The organism is Halobacteroides halobius DSM 5150 (assembly GCF_000328625.1).
Lineage (GTDB): Bacteria > Bacillota > Halanaerobiia > Halobacteroidales > Halobacteroidaceae > Halobacteroides > Halobacteroides halobius.
Genome location: NC_019978.1, coordinates 1231153 through 1249745, shown reverse-complemented (window position 1 = coordinate 1249745; position 18593 = coordinate 1231153). Strand labels below are relative to the sequence as shown.

18 protein-coding genes are annotated in these 18593 nt (G+C 32.7%); 2 read left to right on the top strand and 16 right to left on the bottom strand.

The annotated features are described in order from the left end of the window. Positions 1-16: 16 nt before the first annotated feature. The 3 genes from mobA to HALHA_RS06070 form a co-directional block, all read right to left on the bottom strand. Positions 17-613 carry a molybdenum cofactor guanylyltransferase gene (gene mobA / locus HALHA_RS06080; protein WP_015326906.1) on the bottom strand — a complete coding sequence of 199 codons (597 nt, stop codon included), beginning with the start codon at positions 611-613 and terminating at the stop codon, positions 17-19. 3 nt (positions 614-616) lie between these two features. Beyond that, positions 617-1141 carry an HPP family protein gene (locus HALHA_RS06075; protein WP_015326905.1) on the bottom strand — a complete coding sequence of 175 codons (525 nt, stop codon included), beginning with the start codon at positions 1139-1141 and terminating at the stop codon, positions 617-619. A 140-nt stretch (positions 1142-1281) separates the two neighbouring features. Continuing rightward, positions 1282-2091, bottom strand: coding sequence for a methyl-accepting chemotaxis protein (locus HALHA_RS06070; RefSeq protein WP_015326904.1), 810 nt, complete (start codon positions 2089-2091; stop codon positions 1282-1284). Positions 2092-2272: 181 nt separating this feature from the next. On the opposite strand from HALHA_RS06070, the gene cooS reads away from it, so the two are divergent. Beyond that, positions 2273-4195 carry an anaerobic carbon-monoxide dehydrogenase catalytic subunit gene (gene cooS, locus HALHA_RS06065; RefSeq protein WP_015326903.1) on the top strand — a complete coding sequence of 641 codons (1923 nt, stop codon included), beginning with the start codon at positions 2273-2275 and terminating at the stop codon, positions 4193-4195. Between the two features lie 65 nt (positions 4196-4260). Continuing rightward, positions 4261-4884 (top strand): cyclodeaminase/cyclohydrolase family protein, encoded by a 624-nt coding sequence (locus tag HALHA_RS06060; protein ID WP_015326902.1) that lies wholly within the window; start codon positions 4261-4263, stop codon positions 4882-4884. Between the two features lie 52 nt (positions 4885-4936). Here the strand turns inward: HALHA_RS06060 and HALHA_RS06055 are convergent, their stop codons facing one another. From HALHA_RS06055 to HALHA_RS05995, 13 genes are all read right to left on the bottom strand, one after another. Beyond that, entirely contained in the window at positions 4937-5689 is a 753-nt protein-coding gene (locus HALHA_RS06055) for a nitrite/sulfite reductase domain-containing protein (protein WP_015326901.1), read from the bottom strand. Between the two features lie 114 nt (positions 5690-5803). Then, positions 5804-6448 carry a hypothetical protein gene (locus HALHA_RS06050; RefSeq protein WP_015326900.1) on the bottom strand — a complete coding sequence of 215 codons (645 nt, stop codon included), beginning with the start codon at positions 6446-6448 and terminating at the stop codon, positions 5804-5806. 88 nt (positions 6449-6536) lie between these two features. Further along, entirely contained in the window at positions 6537-9638 is a 3102-nt protein-coding gene (locus tag HALHA_RS06045; RefSeq protein ID WP_015326899.1) for an efflux RND transporter permease subunit, read from the bottom strand. Beyond that, complete coding sequence (locus tag HALHA_RS06040; protein WP_015326898.1) at positions 9635-11008, bottom strand: efflux RND transporter periplasmic adaptor subunit; 1374 nt, start codon at positions 11006-11008, stop codon at positions 9635-9637. Before HALHA_RS06040 ends, HALHA_RS06045 begins: the two co-directional genes overlap by 4 nt. A 72-nt stretch (positions 11009-11080) precedes the next feature. Next, positions 11081-11398 (bottom strand): cupin domain-containing protein, encoded by a 318-nt coding sequence (locus HALHA_RS06035; protein WP_015326897.1) that lies wholly within the window; start codon positions 11396-11398, stop codon positions 11081-11083. Positions 11399-11431: 33 nt separating this feature from the next. Beyond that, positions 11432-11995, bottom strand: a complete 564-nt coding sequence (locus HALHA_RS06030) for a TetR/AcrR family transcriptional regulator (RefSeq protein ID WP_015326896.1) — start codon at positions 11993-11995, stop codon at positions 11432-11434. A 101-nt stretch (positions 11996-12096) separates the two neighbouring features. Beyond that, complete coding sequence (locus HALHA_RS06025; protein WP_015326895.1) at positions 12097-12777, bottom strand: Crp/Fnr family transcriptional regulator; 681 nt, start codon at positions 12775-12777, stop codon at positions 12097-12099. 67 nt (positions 12778-12844) lie between these two features. Beyond that, positions 12845-13063 (bottom strand): heavy-metal-associated domain-containing protein, encoded by a 219-nt coding sequence (locus HALHA_RS06020; RefSeq protein ID WP_015326894.1) that lies wholly within the window; start codon positions 13061-13063, stop codon positions 12845-12847. A 22-nt stretch (positions 13064-13085) separates the two neighbouring features. After that, positions 13086-14918 (bottom strand): heavy metal translocating P-type ATPase, encoded by a 1833-nt coding sequence (locus HALHA_RS06015; RefSeq protein ID WP_015326893.1) that lies wholly within the window; start codon positions 14916-14918, stop codon positions 13086-13088. A gap of 126 nt (positions 14919-15044) precedes the next feature. Continuing rightward, positions 15045-15266: a NifU family protein gene (locus HALHA_RS06010; protein ID WP_015326892.1), complete on the bottom strand. Its 222-nt coding sequence runs from the start codon at positions 15264-15266 to the stop codon at positions 15045-15047. Positions 15267-15316: 50 nt separating this feature from the next. After that, positions 15317-15883, bottom strand: a complete 567-nt coding sequence (locus HALHA_RS06005; protein WP_015326891.1) for a hemerythrin domain-containing protein — start codon at positions 15881-15883, stop codon at positions 15317-15319. A 2-nt stretch (positions 15884-15885) separates the two neighbouring features. Continuing rightward, a complete protein-coding gene (locus HALHA_RS06000; protein WP_015326890.1) occupies positions 15886-16269 on the bottom strand; it encodes a carboxymuconolactone decarboxylase family protein in 384 nt (127 codons plus the stop codon). Between the two features lie 117 nt (positions 16270-16386). Then, the gene (locus HALHA_RS05995; protein WP_015326889.1) at positions 16387-18543 is read right to left on the bottom strand and encodes a cell division FtsA domain-containing protein; all 2157 of its coding nucleotides are present in this window, start codon (positions 18541-18543) and stop codon (positions 16387-16389) included. Between the last annotated feature and the right edge of the window lie 50 nt (positions 18544-18593).

Here is an 18593-nt window from a genome sequence, read left to right as displayed (position 1 = left end):
AACCTCTCCTTTCTTATTAACTGACTAGGTCCTTATAATAATTTAATAAATCTTCTTTAGTATTTAAGTTTAGAAACATATTCAAATTAGGACTAAACATCCTTGCACTTTCTTCTTGAATATAATAACAATCTAATCTTTTCAATAATGAATAAAGTGCCCTTTTTTCGGTTGCTAAATAAGCTTCTATTTTGGAAATTATAGCTTGAGAATAAAAAGCATTAAAAGGCTCTATTTTATCATTAACTTGGGTAACACAAGCCGCTACATCATTTTCTTCTATCTCTTCTTTTATAAACCTAATATAATCTAAATTTACATAAGGCATATCACAAGCTAAAAAGTAAACATACTTACTGCTTGCCTCCTTCAATCCAACATGAACACCACTTAATGGGCCTTGATTAGGTAGCTCATCAGAAACTACTTGATAAGTAAAATCTGTATAATACTCTGGATAATTACTAACAATTATTATCTCTTCAAATTCTTCTTCTAATTTATCAGTTATTAATTTAAGTAATCTAGTCTGATTAATCTTTAATAACTGCTTGTCAAAACCCATCCTAGTACTCTTACCTCCTGCTAATATAACTGCAGTACCAAATTTCATCTTCTATTCCTTAACTGGATAGCTCTTGTCTGGATGAAAGTAATTAGTAGCTACTGAAACTATAAATAAGATAATTGTTCCAATTAAAATTGGATTAACAAGAAATAAAAAGTTCTTTTCAGCCATCACTGCCAAGAAAGCTGTAGCTCCTCCAGGTGGATGGGTTGTCCCAGTTAAGACCATTAAACCAATAGCCAAAGAAACAGATAAAGCAATACTAAACCAACTAAGCCCTAAAAAATAATAAACAGTTGTTCCTACTAAAGCTGATAATAGATGTCCAAAAAAAGCATTCTTAGGTTTTACCAAAGGTGCTCCTGGAGCTGCAAAAAATAAAACTGCTGCTGCACCAAAAGGCGGTGCTATTAAAGCAAAGTTTTCAGACTGATAGGCTAAATAAGTAATAATCCCAATCCCAATTAATGCTCCTACAAAGGCAAATAAAGAATCAACAAGATTCACACCCTTTAATTTCGCTGATAAAGATTTCTCTACTTCCTGTTCTGAGTTAATAGTTTTTTCTGACATATTAATCCCCCTTTTAGAATGTGATTGTAATATTTATCACAAGCGATTACAAACCTATAATAACATATATAACCAGTCTCTGTTGTGATAAATCTCACACCACTAAAAAAGACCGGATTAATCCGGTCTTTTTTAGTGGTCTATTTTTCTAATACTGAATCAGCTTCTTCTAAATTATTAATAACTTGATTTCCTAAGTTTAAGTGTTGATCCCCCGCTTCATTAATTTCAGTTACTTTAATAAAAGCTTGATCTATTATCTCTACTATATTAGAAAATTGACTATCTAGTTTTTGGGCCAACTCCTTATTCGCATCTAAATGGGTAGCTAACTTATCAATTCCAGTCTCTGAATCACTTAACAATTGATAAATATTACGAGTGCTAACAGTAATATTCTCTAATAAATTTGAAGTTTGAGTAGCCAGTTCTTTAATTTCTTCTGCCACTACTGAAAACCCAGCCCCTGAATTAGTTGAGGAACCACTTGCTCGAGCAGCTTCAATAGAAGCATTTAAAGCTAATAAATTAGTTTGATCTGCTATATCATCAATCTCAGCTGTAAATTGAGTAATATCACTTATTTCTTGTTGGAGTTGATTAAATGTCTTATGAAAGTTATTCAATTTTGACTGTGAATTCTTAAGATCAGCTCTCATATCATCAATTATCTCTTCACCTATCTCATTTTCTACTAATACATCTTCTAACTGATCATTAATTTCATTAACCTGGTCTATAATCCAATTATCCTCTTGTTCCATCTGTTTCATCTGTTTTTTAGTACTTTCTTTAAGCTTATGTAATTTTTCTTTTAAGTTATTAATATTGCTACTTGTATTTCTTAATTGCTTCAATTCAGTCTCTTTATCATTTAATTTAGACTTTAATCTTTTATTTTCCGCTTTTATTTCTTCTAATTCTGTCTTTAGTTTCTGATTACCAAACATAAACTTCACCCCTTTAATTAAAAAATACCAATTTTATCTTTATTGTATAAGAATAGAAAAGTAATGTCAACCTTTTTGGTAGGGATTATGATTAGTTTAATTAATCATGTATATATAATTTAATTTATCCAAATTATATAGAGTGAAGTACTAAGATATAAAAAATTAGGGAGGAATTTAAATGGCAGATGCAATACCAGGTATTGAAGAGTTAACTGGAGGAAAAGTTAGTGTTCACGAAACTGTACAAGAAATGTACGAAAAACTTCATGCAGATGGAATGAGTAATGTCTTTGATCGCTTTGATCCGCAAGAAAAAATTCGCTGTAGTTTTTGTAGTGATGGAGTTAGTTGTCAATTATGTACTAATGGTCCTTGTCGTATCTCAGAAAAAGCAGGTGCTGAACTAGGAGACTGTGGTATTGACCCTAGTGCTATGGCCATGAGAGATATGTTACTTAGAAATATTATGGGAACTAGTACATATGCTCATCATGCTTATAATGCTTTTAGAACACTGAAATCAACTGGTGAAGGAAAAACTCCTTTTGGAATTACTGATGAAAATAAACTAAACTGGATGGCAGAGTCACTAGGGATTGATACTAACCAAAAGAAAGAAGATATTGCTATTCAACTAGGAGATGCTTTAATAGATCAATTAAGTAGCAACTATGATGAACCACCTCAAATGGTGGAAGTCTTTGCTCCAGAGCCTAGAAAGAAAATATGGAAGGATCTAGCAATCTACCCTGCAGGAGTAATGCATGAGATTAAAGATGCTACTGCTAGTTGCTTAACTAATGTTGATGGTGATTATGTTTCTATGGCCAAAAAGGCCTTACGAGCTGGAATTGCCACTATTTATGGTGCACAGTTAGGTCTAGAAATGGTCCAAGATATTTTATTTGGAACTCCCACACCTCATGAAGTAGATACAGATATGGGGATTTTAGATCCTGATTATGTTAATATCCTCTTTAATGGTCACGAACCATGGACTGGTGTAGCAACAATTTATGCTGCTCGTGACCCTAAGATACAACAAAAGGCCAAGGAGGCAGGGGCCAAAGGAGTAAGAGTTATTGGATCAATTGAAACTGGACAAGAGCTACTACAACGTTTTGAAATGGATGATGTCTTCCGAGGGTTAACTGGTAATTGGTTAGCTATTGAACCTGTCCTTGCTACTGGTGCAGTTGATATCTTTGCTATGGATGAAAACTGCTCACCACCTAACCTAAAACCATACGAAGAAAAGTATCAAGCTACTCTAGTCTCAGTTAATGATTTAGTTCGAATTCCAGGGGTGGAAGAAAACTATGATTATAAACCTACAGAAGTAGGTAATATAGCTAATAAATTAATTGAAATGGGGATTGAAAACTTTACAGAACGTAAAGAAAAAATTACTCCTCATGTCCCAGCTAGAATTCAAAAAGCAGTCTCTGGATTCTCAACAGAAGCAGTACTACAAGCTTTAGGAGGTACTCTTGATCCATTAGTAGATGTCATCAAAGAAGGAAATATTAAAGGAGTTGTAGGATTAATTAACTGTACTACTTTAGCTAATGGACCACATGATTATATGACCGTTAATCTTGCTAAAGAACTAGTCAGTAGAGATATCCTAATTATTAGTGGAGGTTGTGGAAATCATGGTCTAGAAGTAGCAGGTTTAACAGCCCCAGATGCTGCTGATAAATACGCTGGAGAAGGATTAAAAGCTGTTTGTAACCAACTTAATATTCCACCAGTACTTAGCTTTGGTACCTGTACTGATACTGGAAGAATCTCTATGTTAGTAACAGAACTAGCTAATTTCTTAGAGGTAGATACTTCTCAATTACCTGTAGCTGTTACAGCACCACAATATTTAGAACAAAAAGCAACAATTGATGCTATGTTCTCTCTTGCATATGGACTATATACCCACCTATCTCCTACTCCACCAGTTGCTGGAGGAGAAAATTTAGTTAATCTACTAACAGATGAATTAGAAGATTTAACTGGAGGTAAAGTTGCTTTAGGTAATAATCCACAAAAAGCAGCCGATGGGATTGAAGAACATATTATACAGAAAAGAAATGAATTAGGGATTTAATTAAAGTATAAACGGGTGGTTAACCACCCGTTTATTATCTTTATAAACTAAATTTTTAACCTTCTGTGATAAAAATCATATATTTCTTCTTTATACTAGATTATAATAATAATATAATTAATGAGGAGGCAAAGGAGATTATTACTGATATTAATAGTTCGATTAAAGAACTTAGTCAACAAATTGCCAGTCCCAAAAATCCTGTTCCAGCAGGGGGAGCAACAATTGCTACTACTGCTTTATTAGGTGTATCCTTACTTAAGCTAGTCTTTCAAGTTAGTCAAAATAACTGGAATATAAAAACTAAAGAAGAATTTAACGAATATCTAACAACACTTAACACGATACAAGAAGATTTATCACAGGCTATTGCAGATGATACTAAAGCTTATCAAATTAATTTAGCAAATAATTTTCAAAATCAAACTAAACTTAAGAAAATCATTGCAGTTCCTCTACAAATTACTGAAACTGCGAAGGCTGCTCTTACAGTGGGAGATAAACTAGAAGGTAAAGTTAAAACTACAGTCCAAGCTGATCATAAAGTAGCCACTTTAAATTTAAAAGCAAGTATTAAAGGAGCTATTACTATTATTGAAGCTAATTATAATTTCTTTCCAGCAGATGATAACTATATTAAAAAAGTTAAAAGTAAAATTAATAAAATCAAGGATCGAGATGAATTTTAATCTCGATCCTTGTTAATCAACTATATATTATCTTTTATTTTAACTCTAATATTTACTCATGTTGACATTTATAACTAGCATTTTTCTGCTTATTCTCAATTTTAAATTTTTCTAGTGGGATAAGCTCTTTAACTTGATCTTTTTTTACTTGGGTACTAAATTCTATCCAACTAATCCGTTCTATCATATCTCCTAATCTTTCTTTAACTCTTCCTTTAGCTTTATAAACATTTATTATCTGCTCTACTAAAGCTAAAGTTTGATTCTGATTTAATCCGTAAGCTAGTGGCTTAGCCAATCTTGGCTTACTACCTCCAGAACCACCAACTCTTACTTCAAAACCATCTTCATCCCCTACGATCCCAATATCTCTAATTGCTGGAGCAGTACAGGAATGAGAACAACCACTAACCCCCATCTTCAATCGGGATGGTAACTCCATTCCTAAGTACTTATCTTCTAAAGCCCTACCTAGTCTAACTGAATCTAGCGCAGCTCGTTTACAAAACCGATTTCCAGAACAAAAACGAACTCCTTTACACTTTAAACCAGATTTATCTTTAGGCTCCATTTCTAAATCAGCCCACACATCATCTACTTGGTCAGCCTTAAGTCCCATTAGTTTAATCTGTTGACCTGAAGTAATCTTTATCCCACAGTTATACTTTTCAGCTACTGTTGCTATCTTCTTTAAAGTTTGAGCATTAGTTAAGCCGCCACTGATATGTGGTGAAATAGAATAAGTTCTCTCTTCATTTTTAAGCTTTTGTAGGTTGGCCCCACTTGGAAATGGTGCTTTAAACATTCTTTCACCTCCTAGCTAAATTAATAATTTATATCAAACCGAAAATTAAACCTCTATAATCTGTATATCAATAATTATAGAGGCTTTGGTTTTAATTATATTAAATTTTTAAAATTAGATAGTAAAAATATCTTCATATTGTTCTTGACTAATATCACGTTGATGTTTGATCTTAGGATTGATTGCTTTCACAAAGCCTTTTATCCAATTATCATATAATTGATGCATTAAATCAAGGTCTACACCAGCTTTTTGCCAAAATTCCGTATGCAATTTAATATCATGACGCCAAACAATCTGATCTGCTTTATTATGAACTACAGCAGATAATCTATCGCAAGGCATTCGCTGTAATAAAGTATTCTTTAGTGCTTCAAAAGCAGATTCTAGTTCATTAGTTCCTTGGCTAGTATCAGCTTCTTTTGCTATTTTCTTGCCATTATTTTTATATACCTTTACTAATAGTTCTTGGTCATCAAACTCCATCATTAATTCTTTTACTAGCGCTGCTTCTCTAGTCTGAACTGTTGTGATAGCTCCTTCTAGCCACGGATGAATTCCACTATTGCCTATTAATTCTTCTAAAGGAGCATCTCTTTTTAATTGACCGTACTCTTTTCTTACCTGTTTTACTAATTTATCTACTTCATTAGCTCCATATTGTTCTTTAAAGGCTGCTACTATTTCTTTTTCCCTGTCTTCAATTGTCTCAATTTGATTGTATAGCCAATGATGAACTGGCCCTAATACTAAACTCATCTAATCACTCCTTATTTTATGTTTTACTACTAAATAGATTATAGCAGAGCTATAATATTATTTCTTTGACTTATATCACATAATAGCCCTAGTTATTTTTTACTAGTAAAGTTGATTTTAAATCTTCAACTAAAGAATAGACTGCTGGGACTACAAATAATAAGAGTAATGTAGAAGCGGTTAATCCACCAATAACTACTATAGCTAACGGAGAATATTTTTCTGAACCTACAGATAATTCTAAAGCTAAAGGTAACATCCCCACATCAGTAGATAAAGTAGTCATTATAATAGGTCTAAATCTTAATTTAGCAGCTGTTAAAAGTGCTTCTTGGGGACTTTTTCCTTCATTTTGTTCTTCGATAGCAAATTCAATCAAATGAATAGCATCATTAACTGCAATTCCTGTTAGTAAAATTAAGCCCATAATAGCTGGCATGGATAAATATTTACCGGTTAATATTAAACCTCCTACTACTCCAATCAATTCTAAAGGGATTGATAACATAATAGTCAAAGGATGCAAGGCTGATTTAAATTGAGAAACTAGTAATAAATAGACAAAAACCACCGCAAATGCTAAACTAATCATTAACCTATCTCTTGCTTCTACTAAATCATTTCTTTCCCCTGCAATACTAACCTGATAGTCTTCTGGTAATTTAAATTGGTCAATAATCTGTTGCAAATCAGCAGTTATTTTACTTAGTGCTCTATTATGAGTATAACCGATTATATCTAAAGTATTTACTAAGTTCTCACTAGTTATTAGATTAGGCCCCTTTACTAACTTAATTGTGGCTAATTCTCGTAACGCAATTTTAGTACCTAAAGGAGTAGTAATCATTATATCTTTTAAATCTTGTTTATTTTTACGGTCTTCCCTTTGGTATCTAACTCTAATACTAATATCTTTTTTACCAGATAAACTATAATCTTGAGCAGTTTCTATCCCCTTAACAGCAGCAGTTACTTGACTAGCTACCCCTTTAGTAGTCAAACCTACTTTAGCAGCTTTAATCCGATCTACTTTTATTTGGTATTCGGGGCTTGCTATTGTCCAAGTGGTAGTAATATTGGTTGCTCCTGGCACTTTTTTTAATTGGGGTACTAACTGCTGGGCCAAGCTTCTTAAAATCATTGGATTATCTCCTTTTAGACGGACTACTAGCGGGGCTTTAGTAGTTGCAATAGCAGTAGAACCTATCTCTCTAACTACAAAAGCTCTAATCCCAGGAATCTGACTCATCTTATTTCTAATCTCAGCTTCTATCTCCCAAATAGATCTTGTTCGTTGGTTACTACTACTTAAATCAACAGATATAAATGATTGTTGAACCCCCATAGCTCCAGTAACACTAGACATGCCACTCCCAGGTTCTGCTCCAATCTGACTAGAATAAATCTGTACCTCAGGTATTTCCTTAATAATTTCTTCTACTTGTCTAGTAATCCAAGTTGTTTTGGTTAAAGAACTACCTGGTTCAGCTTCAATAGAAATATAGATTTGCCCACTATCCATTTTAGGTACCATGGTAGAACCAATTAAGGGCATCAAACTAATACTGATTACTAATAGACTAATCCCTAATACTATTACTACCCCGCGATAAGCCAAAGCTACTTTTAATAATTTTAAATAGATATCTCGGCTATAATCAACTGCTTTACCAAATAAATTAACCACCTTATAAATAAAATTATCCTTTTTTCGTTGCTTTCTTTTTAAGACTAAAGTCATTATTAAAGGAATAATGGTTAACGCAGTGATTAAAGATCCTGTCCAAGCAAATAATAAAGTCATAGCTAATGGTCTAAACATCTGTTGTACAAAACCACCAATAAACATAATCGGAAGTAAAACAATCATAGAAGTAGTAGACCCTGCTACTGTAGCTAATGCAATTTCATTAGTTCCTTCAATTGCAGCTTGACTAGGTGATCTTTTTAATTCTTCAAAGTGACGAGTAATATTTTCGATTACTACAATTGAATCATCAACTAACATTCCTATAGCTAAAATCAAACCTGTCATCGTAGTAGAATTAAGAGTCAAACCAAATACTTTTAACAAAGCTAAAGTTAAGAGAAAAGTTAAAGGAATGGAAATAGAAATCGCTAATGTATTTCTCCAGTTATTAAGGAATAAAAAGATTAAGATCATCGTCAAAATAATCCCTAATCTTAAACTACTAGTTAAATTATTAATTACTATCTTAACTAAATTAGATTGATCATCTGTCACGGTAAATTTAAGCTTGGGATACTCAACCCTTAATTTCTTTAATTCATCCTTTATTCTGCTGGCAACTTGAACTGTATTAGCAGTCTGTTGCTTGATAATATTAATTGCTACAGCTTCTTTTCCTCTTAATCTAAACCTGCTTCTTAGATCCTGATAGGAATCTATAACTTGAGCTACATTACGTAAATAAATTAATTGGCCTTGATAATTTCCAACTACTAGATTTTTAATTGGGGTTAATGATTTATACTCTCCTACCGTTCTTACTAAATACTCACTTTTGACTTTTGTAATCCGTCCTCCAGGAATAGTTACATTTTCTTGGTTTAATTTAGCAACAATACTACTTAATGAAAGATTATAAGTTTTTAATCTCTCTTGGTCAACACTTATATAAATCTCCCTTTTGTGCCCTCCAAAAACATCAACACTAGCTACTCCACTAACTAATTGTAACTTTTGTGAAATCTTATTAGTAGCTATAGTCCGTAAATAGGTTAAATTATAATCTCCTGTAATACCAACTGTAACTACAGGTTTATCAGCCGGACTGAATTTTTTGACTTGGGGGCTATTAATTTCAGCAGGTAATTCACCTCTAATCCGATTAATTACATTTTGTACTTCTACAGCAGCTACATCGATATTTTTATCATAGTTAAACTCAACAGTAATTATTGAGCTTCCTTCCATTGCTTGCGCACTAATATTTTCAACTCCTGCTATAGTTCCTAACTCCTCTGTTAAGGGCTCATTAATTAACTCAGCTATATCTGACGGTGCTGCTCCTTGATAAGTAGTTGTTACATTCACAACTACTGGGTCAATATCAGGATTAAGTTGTGTCTCTAAGGACATATAACCTCCCAGCCCTAATAGGATAATTGCTAGTGTAGCAGCTATTGTTGTATAACGTTTCTTGACTGCAAATTCAGTTAAAGTCATTTCTTTTGGCCCTCCTTACTCCAGATATAGACCTGGCTTCCATCTTTTAGCTGAAGATGATTAGTAGTAGCTACTCTAGTGCCTGGAGCAATATCTGTTAGTATCTCTACTTGGGTTCCATTACTAATACCTAAAATAACTTGTTTTCGCATAGCTTTATCATTTTTTATTAGATACAAATAAGTTTGGCCCTGACTAGTATAAATTGCTTCTTTAGGAGCTAATAATGTCTTTTTATGTGATTTAGTTATCAATTCTACTTGAGCTGACATTCCTTTTCTTAACTGAAAGTTACTGTTATTTAAAGCAAGTTCAACTTTAGTAAGACCTACTTGATTTACTACTGGATAAACTTTAGTTACTTGGGCTCTAAATACTTGTTGTGGTAAAGAAGCAAAAGTGACTTTAGCAGGTGTTCCTACTTTAAGTAACTTTAAAGTCTGATCACCAACAGCTATCTTTACTTTAACTTGGTCAGCTACTCCTAAGTTCAATAGAGGTCTACCTGGAGTAGCAATTTCTCCCTCGGTAATAATTTTTTTAAGAATAATTCCTCTTTGAGGAGCAGTAATTGTAGCATAACCTAATTTATTTTGGGCCTGTTGTAATTTATTGTGGGCCAACTCCACTCCCAGTTGAGTTTGCTTTAAATTCTCCTGTAATATTTTCTTTCTAATAGCTAACTGTTCTAACTTTACTTTTAATTTCTTAAGCTTAATTTCTCCACCCTCTATTTTTGCTTCTAACTGCTCTACTTTAGCTACAGCTGATTTATAACGAGCTTTACTAACATCAAACTTTGCTTGGGATATAATCTGATTATCATATAATCGTTTCTTTCTTTTATACTCTGCTTTTACTCGCTGTAAATTAGCTTGAGCTTCAGCTAATTTAGCCTCTACTTCTTGTAAAGAAACTCTAGCTTGCTCCAAACTTAAGTTCAGTTCTGTTCGTTCTTGGGTTAAATTATTTAAATTCAATCTAGTCTGCCTAAGCTTGACTTTAGACTGCTTAACAGCTTTTTTAGCACTATCTACTGCTAATTGAAGTTCAGTTTTATCTAATTGTACTAACACTTGACCTTCTTTAACCTCTTCTCCTACTTTTACTGCTACCTTTTTTACTTGCCCTCCTACCAAAGAAGAAATTCTAATCTCTTTACTTAATTCTACTTGCCCTGTATAATCTATTGTTTTGGTTATAGCTCCTGCTTTTATCTGAGCTACTTTAACTGGAACTCCTAAACCTGTCTTTTCATCTTTTACTTGTGGTTCAATCTCTTTCACATCTTGAATTTTAGTTACAATCAATCCTGTAGCTATTAATAATATAACAATCAAGATCAGACTAATCTTTTTATTCATTACCATTAGCTTGGCCCCCTTTTAATCCTATTTAATTATAAAAGCCCACCTGTAAATAACAGATGGGCTTTTATCCCACTACAGACTAGGTGTCTTAATATTTAAGACTACAAACTTTTCTCCTTGGTCTGCTTGTAAAGACATCTTAGTATTTGGAGTACAAGGAATAATATCTTTTGCCTCCACTACTTTTTTCTCATCTCCTATTCTTAATGTTCCCTTACCTTCTACTATATAGAAGAAAACATTAACAGGTACTGAATGCTCTGGTACTTTATCTCCCGGTTGTAATACTAAATTCATTACTTGAGTATCCTCATTTTTGAGTATTTTCTTAACTGTTATCCCTTCCCATCTTTCTGTTCCTTTAAGTTGATCCATTTTAATAATTTCCATGATTAACTCCTCCTTAGTATATTAATTTACCAATTATTTGCTCAATCCAAACCAAATTTGATCAAGTAATTCTTTTTTAGCTTCTGTAAAACTCAATTTATTATCCTTAACTACTTTAGTTGCCACCCCACGAATAGTATGAAAAATAATATTAGCAACCAGTTGCGAATTTACTATCCTTATCTCTTCTTTTTCCCTAGCTTGGTCTATTATTTTAGCCAATAAATCGGGCAATTTATTCATAAAGTTATTAATGGCTTCTAAACTATGCTTTCTAGGTAATTTACTTTCTTGGATTAAAACCGTTGCTGTATCGGAATTGGCTTTTAAATCAGCAAAGTGTTTATCTAAAAAAATCATTATTTTTTCTTTTAAGGAAATATTTTTTTGCTTTAATTGCTGTAATAACTCAATTCGCTTATTAAACTCTACTTCAAATATATAATTTAAAATTTCACCTTTATTAGAAAAATAATTATAAATTGTACCTACTGCAATTTCTGCTTTTTGGGCTATCATTTTAACTGTTGTGTTATGATACCCTTCTGCTGCAATCACTTTAATAGCGCTGTTACGGATCAATTCTTTTTTATCCATTTATAATTAACCTCCTTTCTGAATGAACACTCATTCAATACTATTTGAATTATATTCTATAGTTAAAAAATCTTCTGTGACCTATATCACATAACTAAAAATTAGTACTTATTTTTTAATAAGTCCAACTGCTTAATTATCACCTGTTTTTGGCCTTTGAGTAAAATAATATCTTCTTGTTGTAACTCAGATAACTTACGACTTAAAGTTTCAGGAGTCATAGCTAAAAAATCGGCCAACCCTTTTCTACTAAGAGGTAATTTGATTAATACTCCATCTTTCTTCTCAATTCCACTTTCTTGGGCCAAATTAACTAAAAATCTAATTGTCTTTGCTTTAGAATCATCTAAGGCCAAAGATTGTAACATTTGTCTAGTCTCTTTTAACCGAGTACCAAAAGCTGCTAATAAATGATGCGCCAACTTTGGATCATGATTCAATAATCTTTCTAAATCATTTTTATTAATCAGGCAGACAGCACAGTCAGTAACTGCTTGAGCATTATTAGATAATGGTTCTTCTTTAAATAAGACCAACTCTCCAAAAAAATCATTTTCAGTTAATAGATGTACAATATATTCTTTCCCTTCCATAGAGGTTTTATAAATCTTAACCTGCCCAGAATTTAATATGTATAAGTTTTCTCCCGGGTCTCCTTCCCAAAAGATCATTTCTCCTGCTTGATAGCTTTTTCTAGTTACTAATTTATCAATTTTAGCTATAGTTTCCTGGTCTAACTCAGCAAAAATAGGTACTTTTTTAACACAAGATGAACAGCTCATATTGATCCCCCCTTATTAATATATAAGTGTGAGTGTAAGATTACCACACCCACACTTGTTTCTGTAATTATACTACTCTCTGTACATGATAACCAGTACTAGCTACAGCTTTCTTTAAGTCATCTATGGTTACTTTATCTTCATCAAACTCTACTTTAGCCTTACTAGTAGTATAGTGTACCTCAGCTTCTGCTACTCCCTCTTGCTTATTAAGAATTTGACCAATCTTTTGAGCACAATCTGGACAAGCTAAATCCTCTAAATATAAACTTACATTTTTCATCATTATCATCCTCCTAAATTTTATATTAATTAATTTTATAGCGTAATAAACGCATAGCATTAAAGATAACTAATAAAACACTTAACTCGTGAATCAACATTCCAGAAGCCAAAAATACCTCTTTACCTAATACACCTGCTAATAGAGCAAAGACAACACCTACTGCAAAGATAACATTCTGTTTAATATTTCTATTAGTAGCCTTACTCAATCCTAAAGCAAAAGGAAGTTTAGTCAATTTATCCGCCATTAAAGTTATATCTGCTGTATCAATAGCAGCATCAGTTCCTGCAGCTCCCATTGCTATTCCAGTATCTGCTGTAGCTAAAGCAGGTGCATCATTAATTCCATCTCCTACCATAGCTACTGTATACTCTTGTTGTAACTCTTTTATAGCAGTTACCTTTTCTTCAGGTAATAAATCAGCTCGATAATCATCTAAACCTAGCTGCTCGGCAATAGTTGCTGCAATTCTTTGATTATCTCCTGTCAACATTAGTACTTTCTTTATGCCTAACTCCTTAAGCTTAGAGATAGTTTGAGTGGCCTTGGCCCTTGGAGTATCAGCTATAGCTATTAAACCTAATATTTGCTTATCTTTCGTAACAAAGACTACTGTTTTTCCTTCGCGTTCTAAAGATTCTTGTTGCTCAACTAAATCATCAGCTATCTTAATCTCTTCTGCAGCTAATAGTTTTCTATTACCTACTAATATATCTTGATCATTAACTTGAGCCTGGACTCCCTTTCCTGTAATTACAGAAAATTGATTAGGTTTAGTTAAATTCTCTTGGTCTTTAACCTCATTTAATATTGCCTGGGCCAAATGATGTTCTGAATTTAACTCAGCACTTGCTGCAGTAGCCAATAAGTTCTTTTTAGTTTCTGCTACTGCAATAATATCTGTTACCTCAGGCTGACCTTGAGTTAAAGTTCCTGTTTTATCAAAAGCTACACAATCTATATCTCCAGCTGTTTCTAAATGCTCACCCCCTTTAATTAGTACTCCATTTCGAGCAGCATTACCTATTCCAGAAACGATAGAAATAGGAGTAGAAATTACTAATGCTCCAGGACACCCAATGACTAATAAAGTTAAAGCTAATCTAATATCCCACGTAATTAAATAAGCTATTATTGCTAACAGAATAATCCCTGGTGTATAATACTGAGAAAACTTCTCCATTAACTCTTGGGTTGGTGCTTTTTCTTCCTGAGCTTCTTCAACTAGTTGGATAATCCGAGCAAAAGTAGTATCTTGGCCCACTTTTTCAGCTTCAACTTCTAAATAACCACCTTTATTAATCGTCCCACTATAAACTTCGTCACCTTGCTTTTTAGCTACTGGTTTTGATTCACCAGTAATAGAAGCTTGGTTGACCTCGCTTTCTCCAGTAATTACCTGACCATCAATAGGAATTTTTTCTCCTGGTCTAATAATTACTTTTTCTCCAACTATAACATCTCTAGCGGGTATTTCTTCTTCTTTTCCTTTTCTGACTACAGTTGCAGTACTAGGAGAGAGCTCCATTAATCCCTTAATAGCATTTCTAGTCTTATTCATTGTTCTAGCTTCTAGATAACTACCAAATACAAAAAGAAATGTAACAGCTGCTGCTTCCCAATACTCACCGATCACTAATGCACCACCTGCAGCAATAGTTACTAAAGTATTAATACTTAAAACTCCCATTTTTAGAGTATTAAAGGCATTAATTGCAACTTGATAACCTGCTACAATACTTGCTAAAATCATCACCCCATTAAAAATTAGTGGTGATAAATTAAACAGCTCTGCTAACCAGCCAATAGCAATTAAAATCCCTGCTAAGCTAGTAATCTTTAGTTTTTTCTTCATTTGTTAGACACCTCCATCTATCTTGTAGTTAAATTGTATGATATCTTAAATCATCTAGCTATGATATAAATCAAATTTTCTTTCAAAAAATAAAAAAAGAGCGGGATTCCCGCTCTTTTAGTAAAATTAAACTGATTGGACTTCTTTAACTTCTGGAATTTCTTTTTTAAGTCTCTTTTCTATCCCGTTCTTTAAAGTCATCTGGGACATAGGGCATCCTGCGCAAGCGCCTTGCAATTCAACCTTAACAATTCCCTCATCAGTTACTTCAACTAATTCTACATCTCCACCATCCGCTTGTAATGATGGTCTAATTTCATTTAGTACTTTTTCTACTTTTTCCTTCATAAGTAATAGCCTCCTTGTATTAATTTAAGAGAATTTTAGAATTCTCTAGTTTATAATTTAATATCTTTAACTTTAGCTTCTAATTCATTAACTAGATTAATATATCCTTCTTGTAATCCCTCTTCACTAGCAGTTGCTTCTACTTCCTTACCTTCTTGATGCACTTTCTGTAGTGAATCTTGACTTAATTCTTCCTCAGCATAACTATAAATAATATTATCTTCTTTATAAATATGACCAGCTAGTAAGTCAGCATATGCTATAGCGTTAGCTATAATATCTACTTTGGCATTTTCCTTACCTTCTTTAACAGAATCTAGAGCAGATTCTAAATTACCAATAAAATATCTTCCTAAGTCATGTTCAGAAAGCATAGCTTCAACTGGATCCTTTTCTATATCATCATCTAAGTGATCAGAGATCATAGCAAATAAAATATCCTCTTCTTTTCCATGATGATGTTTATCAGCATAATTTCTAACAAAATCTATAGCATCAGAGAAAGCATCAAACTCAACTTGATCTTGCTTTAAAATTTTGATACATAACTTACGCATAACTACTAACACTCTCTTAATATTATCATGCTCATCTCTTAGTAATTCTATTACATTCACTACTATTCCTCCTTTTTATTCAAAATTTTATTCATAAAAGATATAATCGGGGCCAACTTCACTAGTGTAGGTGCTCCTCTTAACCAGACTACCTGACGGAGCACTTCAATGATTTCTTCTTTTGTAGCACCATACTTAACTGCCTTTTGCATTTCCAACTTGGCCCGCTTCTCATTACCAGCAAAAACTGCTGAAGAAATAGCAATTAAGTACTTATACTTTAAAGGAATTACTTCATCGCGCCACACAATTTCATGATAATCAGAAATTATTTGCTGAAAGTCATCTCCTAAAACTTCTCCAGTCATAACTCCAGGAGGAATAAAACCTAACTCTTCTTTAAATTTCTCTTTCATCTTTTCTTTATCAAAATCTTGCTCACTCATAATTAACCCTCCTAATTTATTCTTCCTACCATTAATTTGTTTCAATTAGTATATTAGTATTATAATTTATCAATGGTAAAAATTATATGACTTGTATCACATAAGATAAGTTTTAATTTATTTACGCTTAGAAACATAGATATTAACCTGGTCACCATCAGTCAATAACTCAGTTAATTTAGCCGGTTGATCATTCTTTTCTATTACTAAATCTCCTTGTAATAAAGTATCAGATAATTTATAATTGATATGCTCTAATAATTGATTTAACCTAATTCCACTGGTTCTATACTCTATATTATCTCCATTTTCCACGTATTCATCTTGGCTAGTCTTTTGATTATTCTTCGTTAATTTATAATCTTTAGCTGGAACTTCTATTTCGCGCTGATTAAAGGTAATTGTTAATTGATTATTAATTAAGTTTTGGGCTAAGACATCTTTAATCTGCAATGGACTACTTTCTACTTCAGAAAATACTATCTGATCACCATCATTAATCTCAGTATCAAAATCTACTACTTGGTCATTTAATAATAATTTATAGTTTTGATAAGTATGTTCTTTCTCTCTACCATTAAAAGTATAGACTAACTGTTTGCTTTTCATTGAATTAAGATCTAAATCTAATACTTCTGTAATTATTTCCTGGATAGTTTGAGGGATTTGATAACTAATCTGAGCTCTATCTTTTAGTTCAGTATCTAAGGTGACCTCTTTTCCATTCATATAATACTGAGGTTTAACTATTACTTTTTCTTGATTGAATTTTACTTCTCGCGTAGGAAAATCAGGCACCACATCAGCTACTGTTCCTTCTCCAACTGCCCCCTTTTCTCCTAACTTAACTGTTAACTTATCACCATTTTTAATTGTAGTATCAATATCAGCTTCTTGACCATTAATTTTTATTTGGCCTGGAGTGCCCATTGTCCCCTTAATTACTTTTACTCTACCTTCTACTTCAACAGTTAAAGCCATACCTGGACTAGCCTCTAAATTACTAATATCAATTTGTGCTGCTAATAAAGCATCAGCCACTTTAGGCTCTGTTAAAGTAAATAAATGAATTAAATCTCCATTAACTTCTACCTCAAGGAAGTTGGCCCGGTTTAGATTTTGATAACAACTGACTGCTATACCGACAGGTGTGATTGCTTGACTGCCAGATAAACCTTCGATCTTACCTACTATTTCTTCTATATTTTCAGCATCTTTAATACCAATTCTAGCTTTTGGTAAGTCAAGTCTAGCAGATAACTTACTTTTTAATAAAGGAGTTAAGCTTCCACCTCCCATGCACATTACAGCCTGAGGTTGTCCATTATTTAAATCTAAAATCTCTTTACTAATTAATTTAGCTAGCTTATCGACACTCTCTTTAATATTTCTGGTTATTTCAGCTGTTGCAAGGGTCGTAGTCTGATCTAGGATATTTCTAACCTCTATTTTATCCTTTTTAGTTAACTCTTTTTTTATGTCTTCTCCTGTATGATAATCGACCATATAATAATCACAAATGGCCTCGGTGATTTCATCCCCTGCTACTGGAACCATAGCATAACCAGTAATTGATCCCTCTTTAGTTATTGCAATATCTGAAGTTCCCGCTCCAATATCTACTAATGCTAAATTAAAATTATGCATTTGCCGAGGAATAGTTATTTTGGATGCTGCAATAGGCTCTAAAGTAAGGTGTTCTACTTCTAAATCAGCCTCTCTAATTACAGTTAATAATGAATCTACTACTATCCGTGGTAAAAAAGTTGCTACTACATCAACTTCTATCTGTATTCCACTTTGTCCTATTAAGTTACTTACCTTAATCCCATCTAATTTATTCTGTAATACTGTATAACCTACAAAGTGATAACCACTTGCTTCGTATTTATTAGTCTCCTTTAATTTCTGCTGAGCCTTTTGTACAGCCCCAAACTCTAAAACCTTTACTTCTTCAGAAGTTATTTCTTTTTTTCCACTAAATTCAACTTCATAATGAGCTTGAACTGTTTTTAATGCTCTACCAGCAGCTGCAATACCTGCTTTTTTCAATTTTATATCATAACTTTTCTCTAACTTTTCTTTAATTTTTTTAACTTCCTTAGCTACTTCCATTACATTATGTATCTGTCCATCTAGCATTGATCTTTTATTATGTTCAACCACTTCAGAAGCTTTAATAGTAAATTTATCATTAGTTGGTTCTAATAATAACCCCACAATTGTTCTGGTTCCAATATCTAAAGCAAAAATTAAATCATTATTATTCTTCATCTTAGCTCCCTCCTTATCTAACATCTACTTTTATTTATTTAAACTTTTCT

What these genes read in the sequence shown, in the direction of transcription:
- mobA (WP_015326906.1), bottom strand. Translation starts at nt 613, where the DNA reads ATGAAATTTGGTACTGCAGTTATATTAGCAGGAGGTAAGAGTACTAGG.
- HALHA_RS06075 (WP_015326905.1), bottom strand. Translation starts at nt 1,141, where the DNA reads ATGTCAGAAAAAACTATTAACTCAGAACAGGAAGTAGAGAAATCTTTA.
- HALHA_RS06070 (WP_015326904.1), bottom strand. Translation starts at nt 2,091, where the DNA reads ATGTTTGGTAATCAGAAACTAAAGACAGAATTAGAAGAAATAAAAGCG.
- cooS (WP_015326903.1), top strand. Translation starts at nt 2,273, where the DNA reads ATGGCAGATGCAATACCAGGTATTGAAGAGTTAACTGGAGGAAAAGTT.
- HALHA_RS06055 (WP_015326901.1), bottom strand. Translation starts at nt 5,689, where the DNA reads ATGTTTAAAGCACCATTTCCAAGTGGGGCCAACCTACAAAAGCTTAAA.
- HALHA_RS06050 (WP_015326900.1), bottom strand. Translation starts at nt 6,448, where the DNA reads ATGAGTTTAGTATTAGGGCCAGTTCATCATTGGCTATACAATCAAATT.
- HALHA_RS06045 (WP_015326899.1), bottom strand. Translation starts at nt 9,638, where the DNA reads ATGACTTTAACTGAATTTGCAGTCAAGAAACGTTATACAACAATAGCT.
- HALHA_RS06040 (WP_015326898.1), bottom strand. Translation starts at nt 11,008, where the DNA reads ATGGTAATGAATAAAAAGATTAGTCTGATCTTGATTGTTATATTATTA.
- HALHA_RS06035 (WP_015326897.1), bottom strand. Translation starts at nt 11,398, where the DNA reads ATGGAAATTATTAAAATGGATCAACTTAAAGGAACAGAAAGATGGGAA.
- HALHA_RS06030 (WP_015326896.1), bottom strand. Translation starts at nt 11,995, where the DNA reads ATGGATAAAAAAGAATTGATCCGTAACAGCGCTATTAAAGTGATTGCA.
- HALHA_RS06025 (WP_015326895.1), bottom strand. Translation starts at nt 12,777, where the DNA reads ATGAGCTGTTCATCTTGTGTTAAAAAAGTACCTATTTTTGCTGAGTTA.
- HALHA_RS06020 (WP_015326894.1), bottom strand. Translation starts at nt 13,063, where the DNA reads ATGATGAAAAATGTAAGTTTATATTTAGAGGATTTAGCTTGTCCAGAT.
- HALHA_RS06015 (WP_015326893.1), bottom strand. Translation starts at nt 14,918, where the DNA reads ATGAAGAAAAAACTAAAGATTACTAGCTTAGCAGGGATTTTAATTGCT.
- HALHA_RS06010 (WP_015326892.1), bottom strand. Translation starts at nt 15,266, where the DNA reads ATGAAGGAAAAAGTAGAAAAAGTACTAAATGAAATTAGACCATCATTA.
- HALHA_RS06000 (WP_015326890.1), bottom strand. Translation starts at nt 16,269, where the DNA reads ATGAGTGAGCAAGATTTTGATAAAGAAAAGATGAAAGAGAAATTTAAA.
- HALHA_RS05995 (WP_015326889.1), bottom strand. Translation starts at nt 18,543, where the DNA reads ATGAAGAATAATAATGATTTAATTTTTGCTTTAGATATTGGAACCAGA.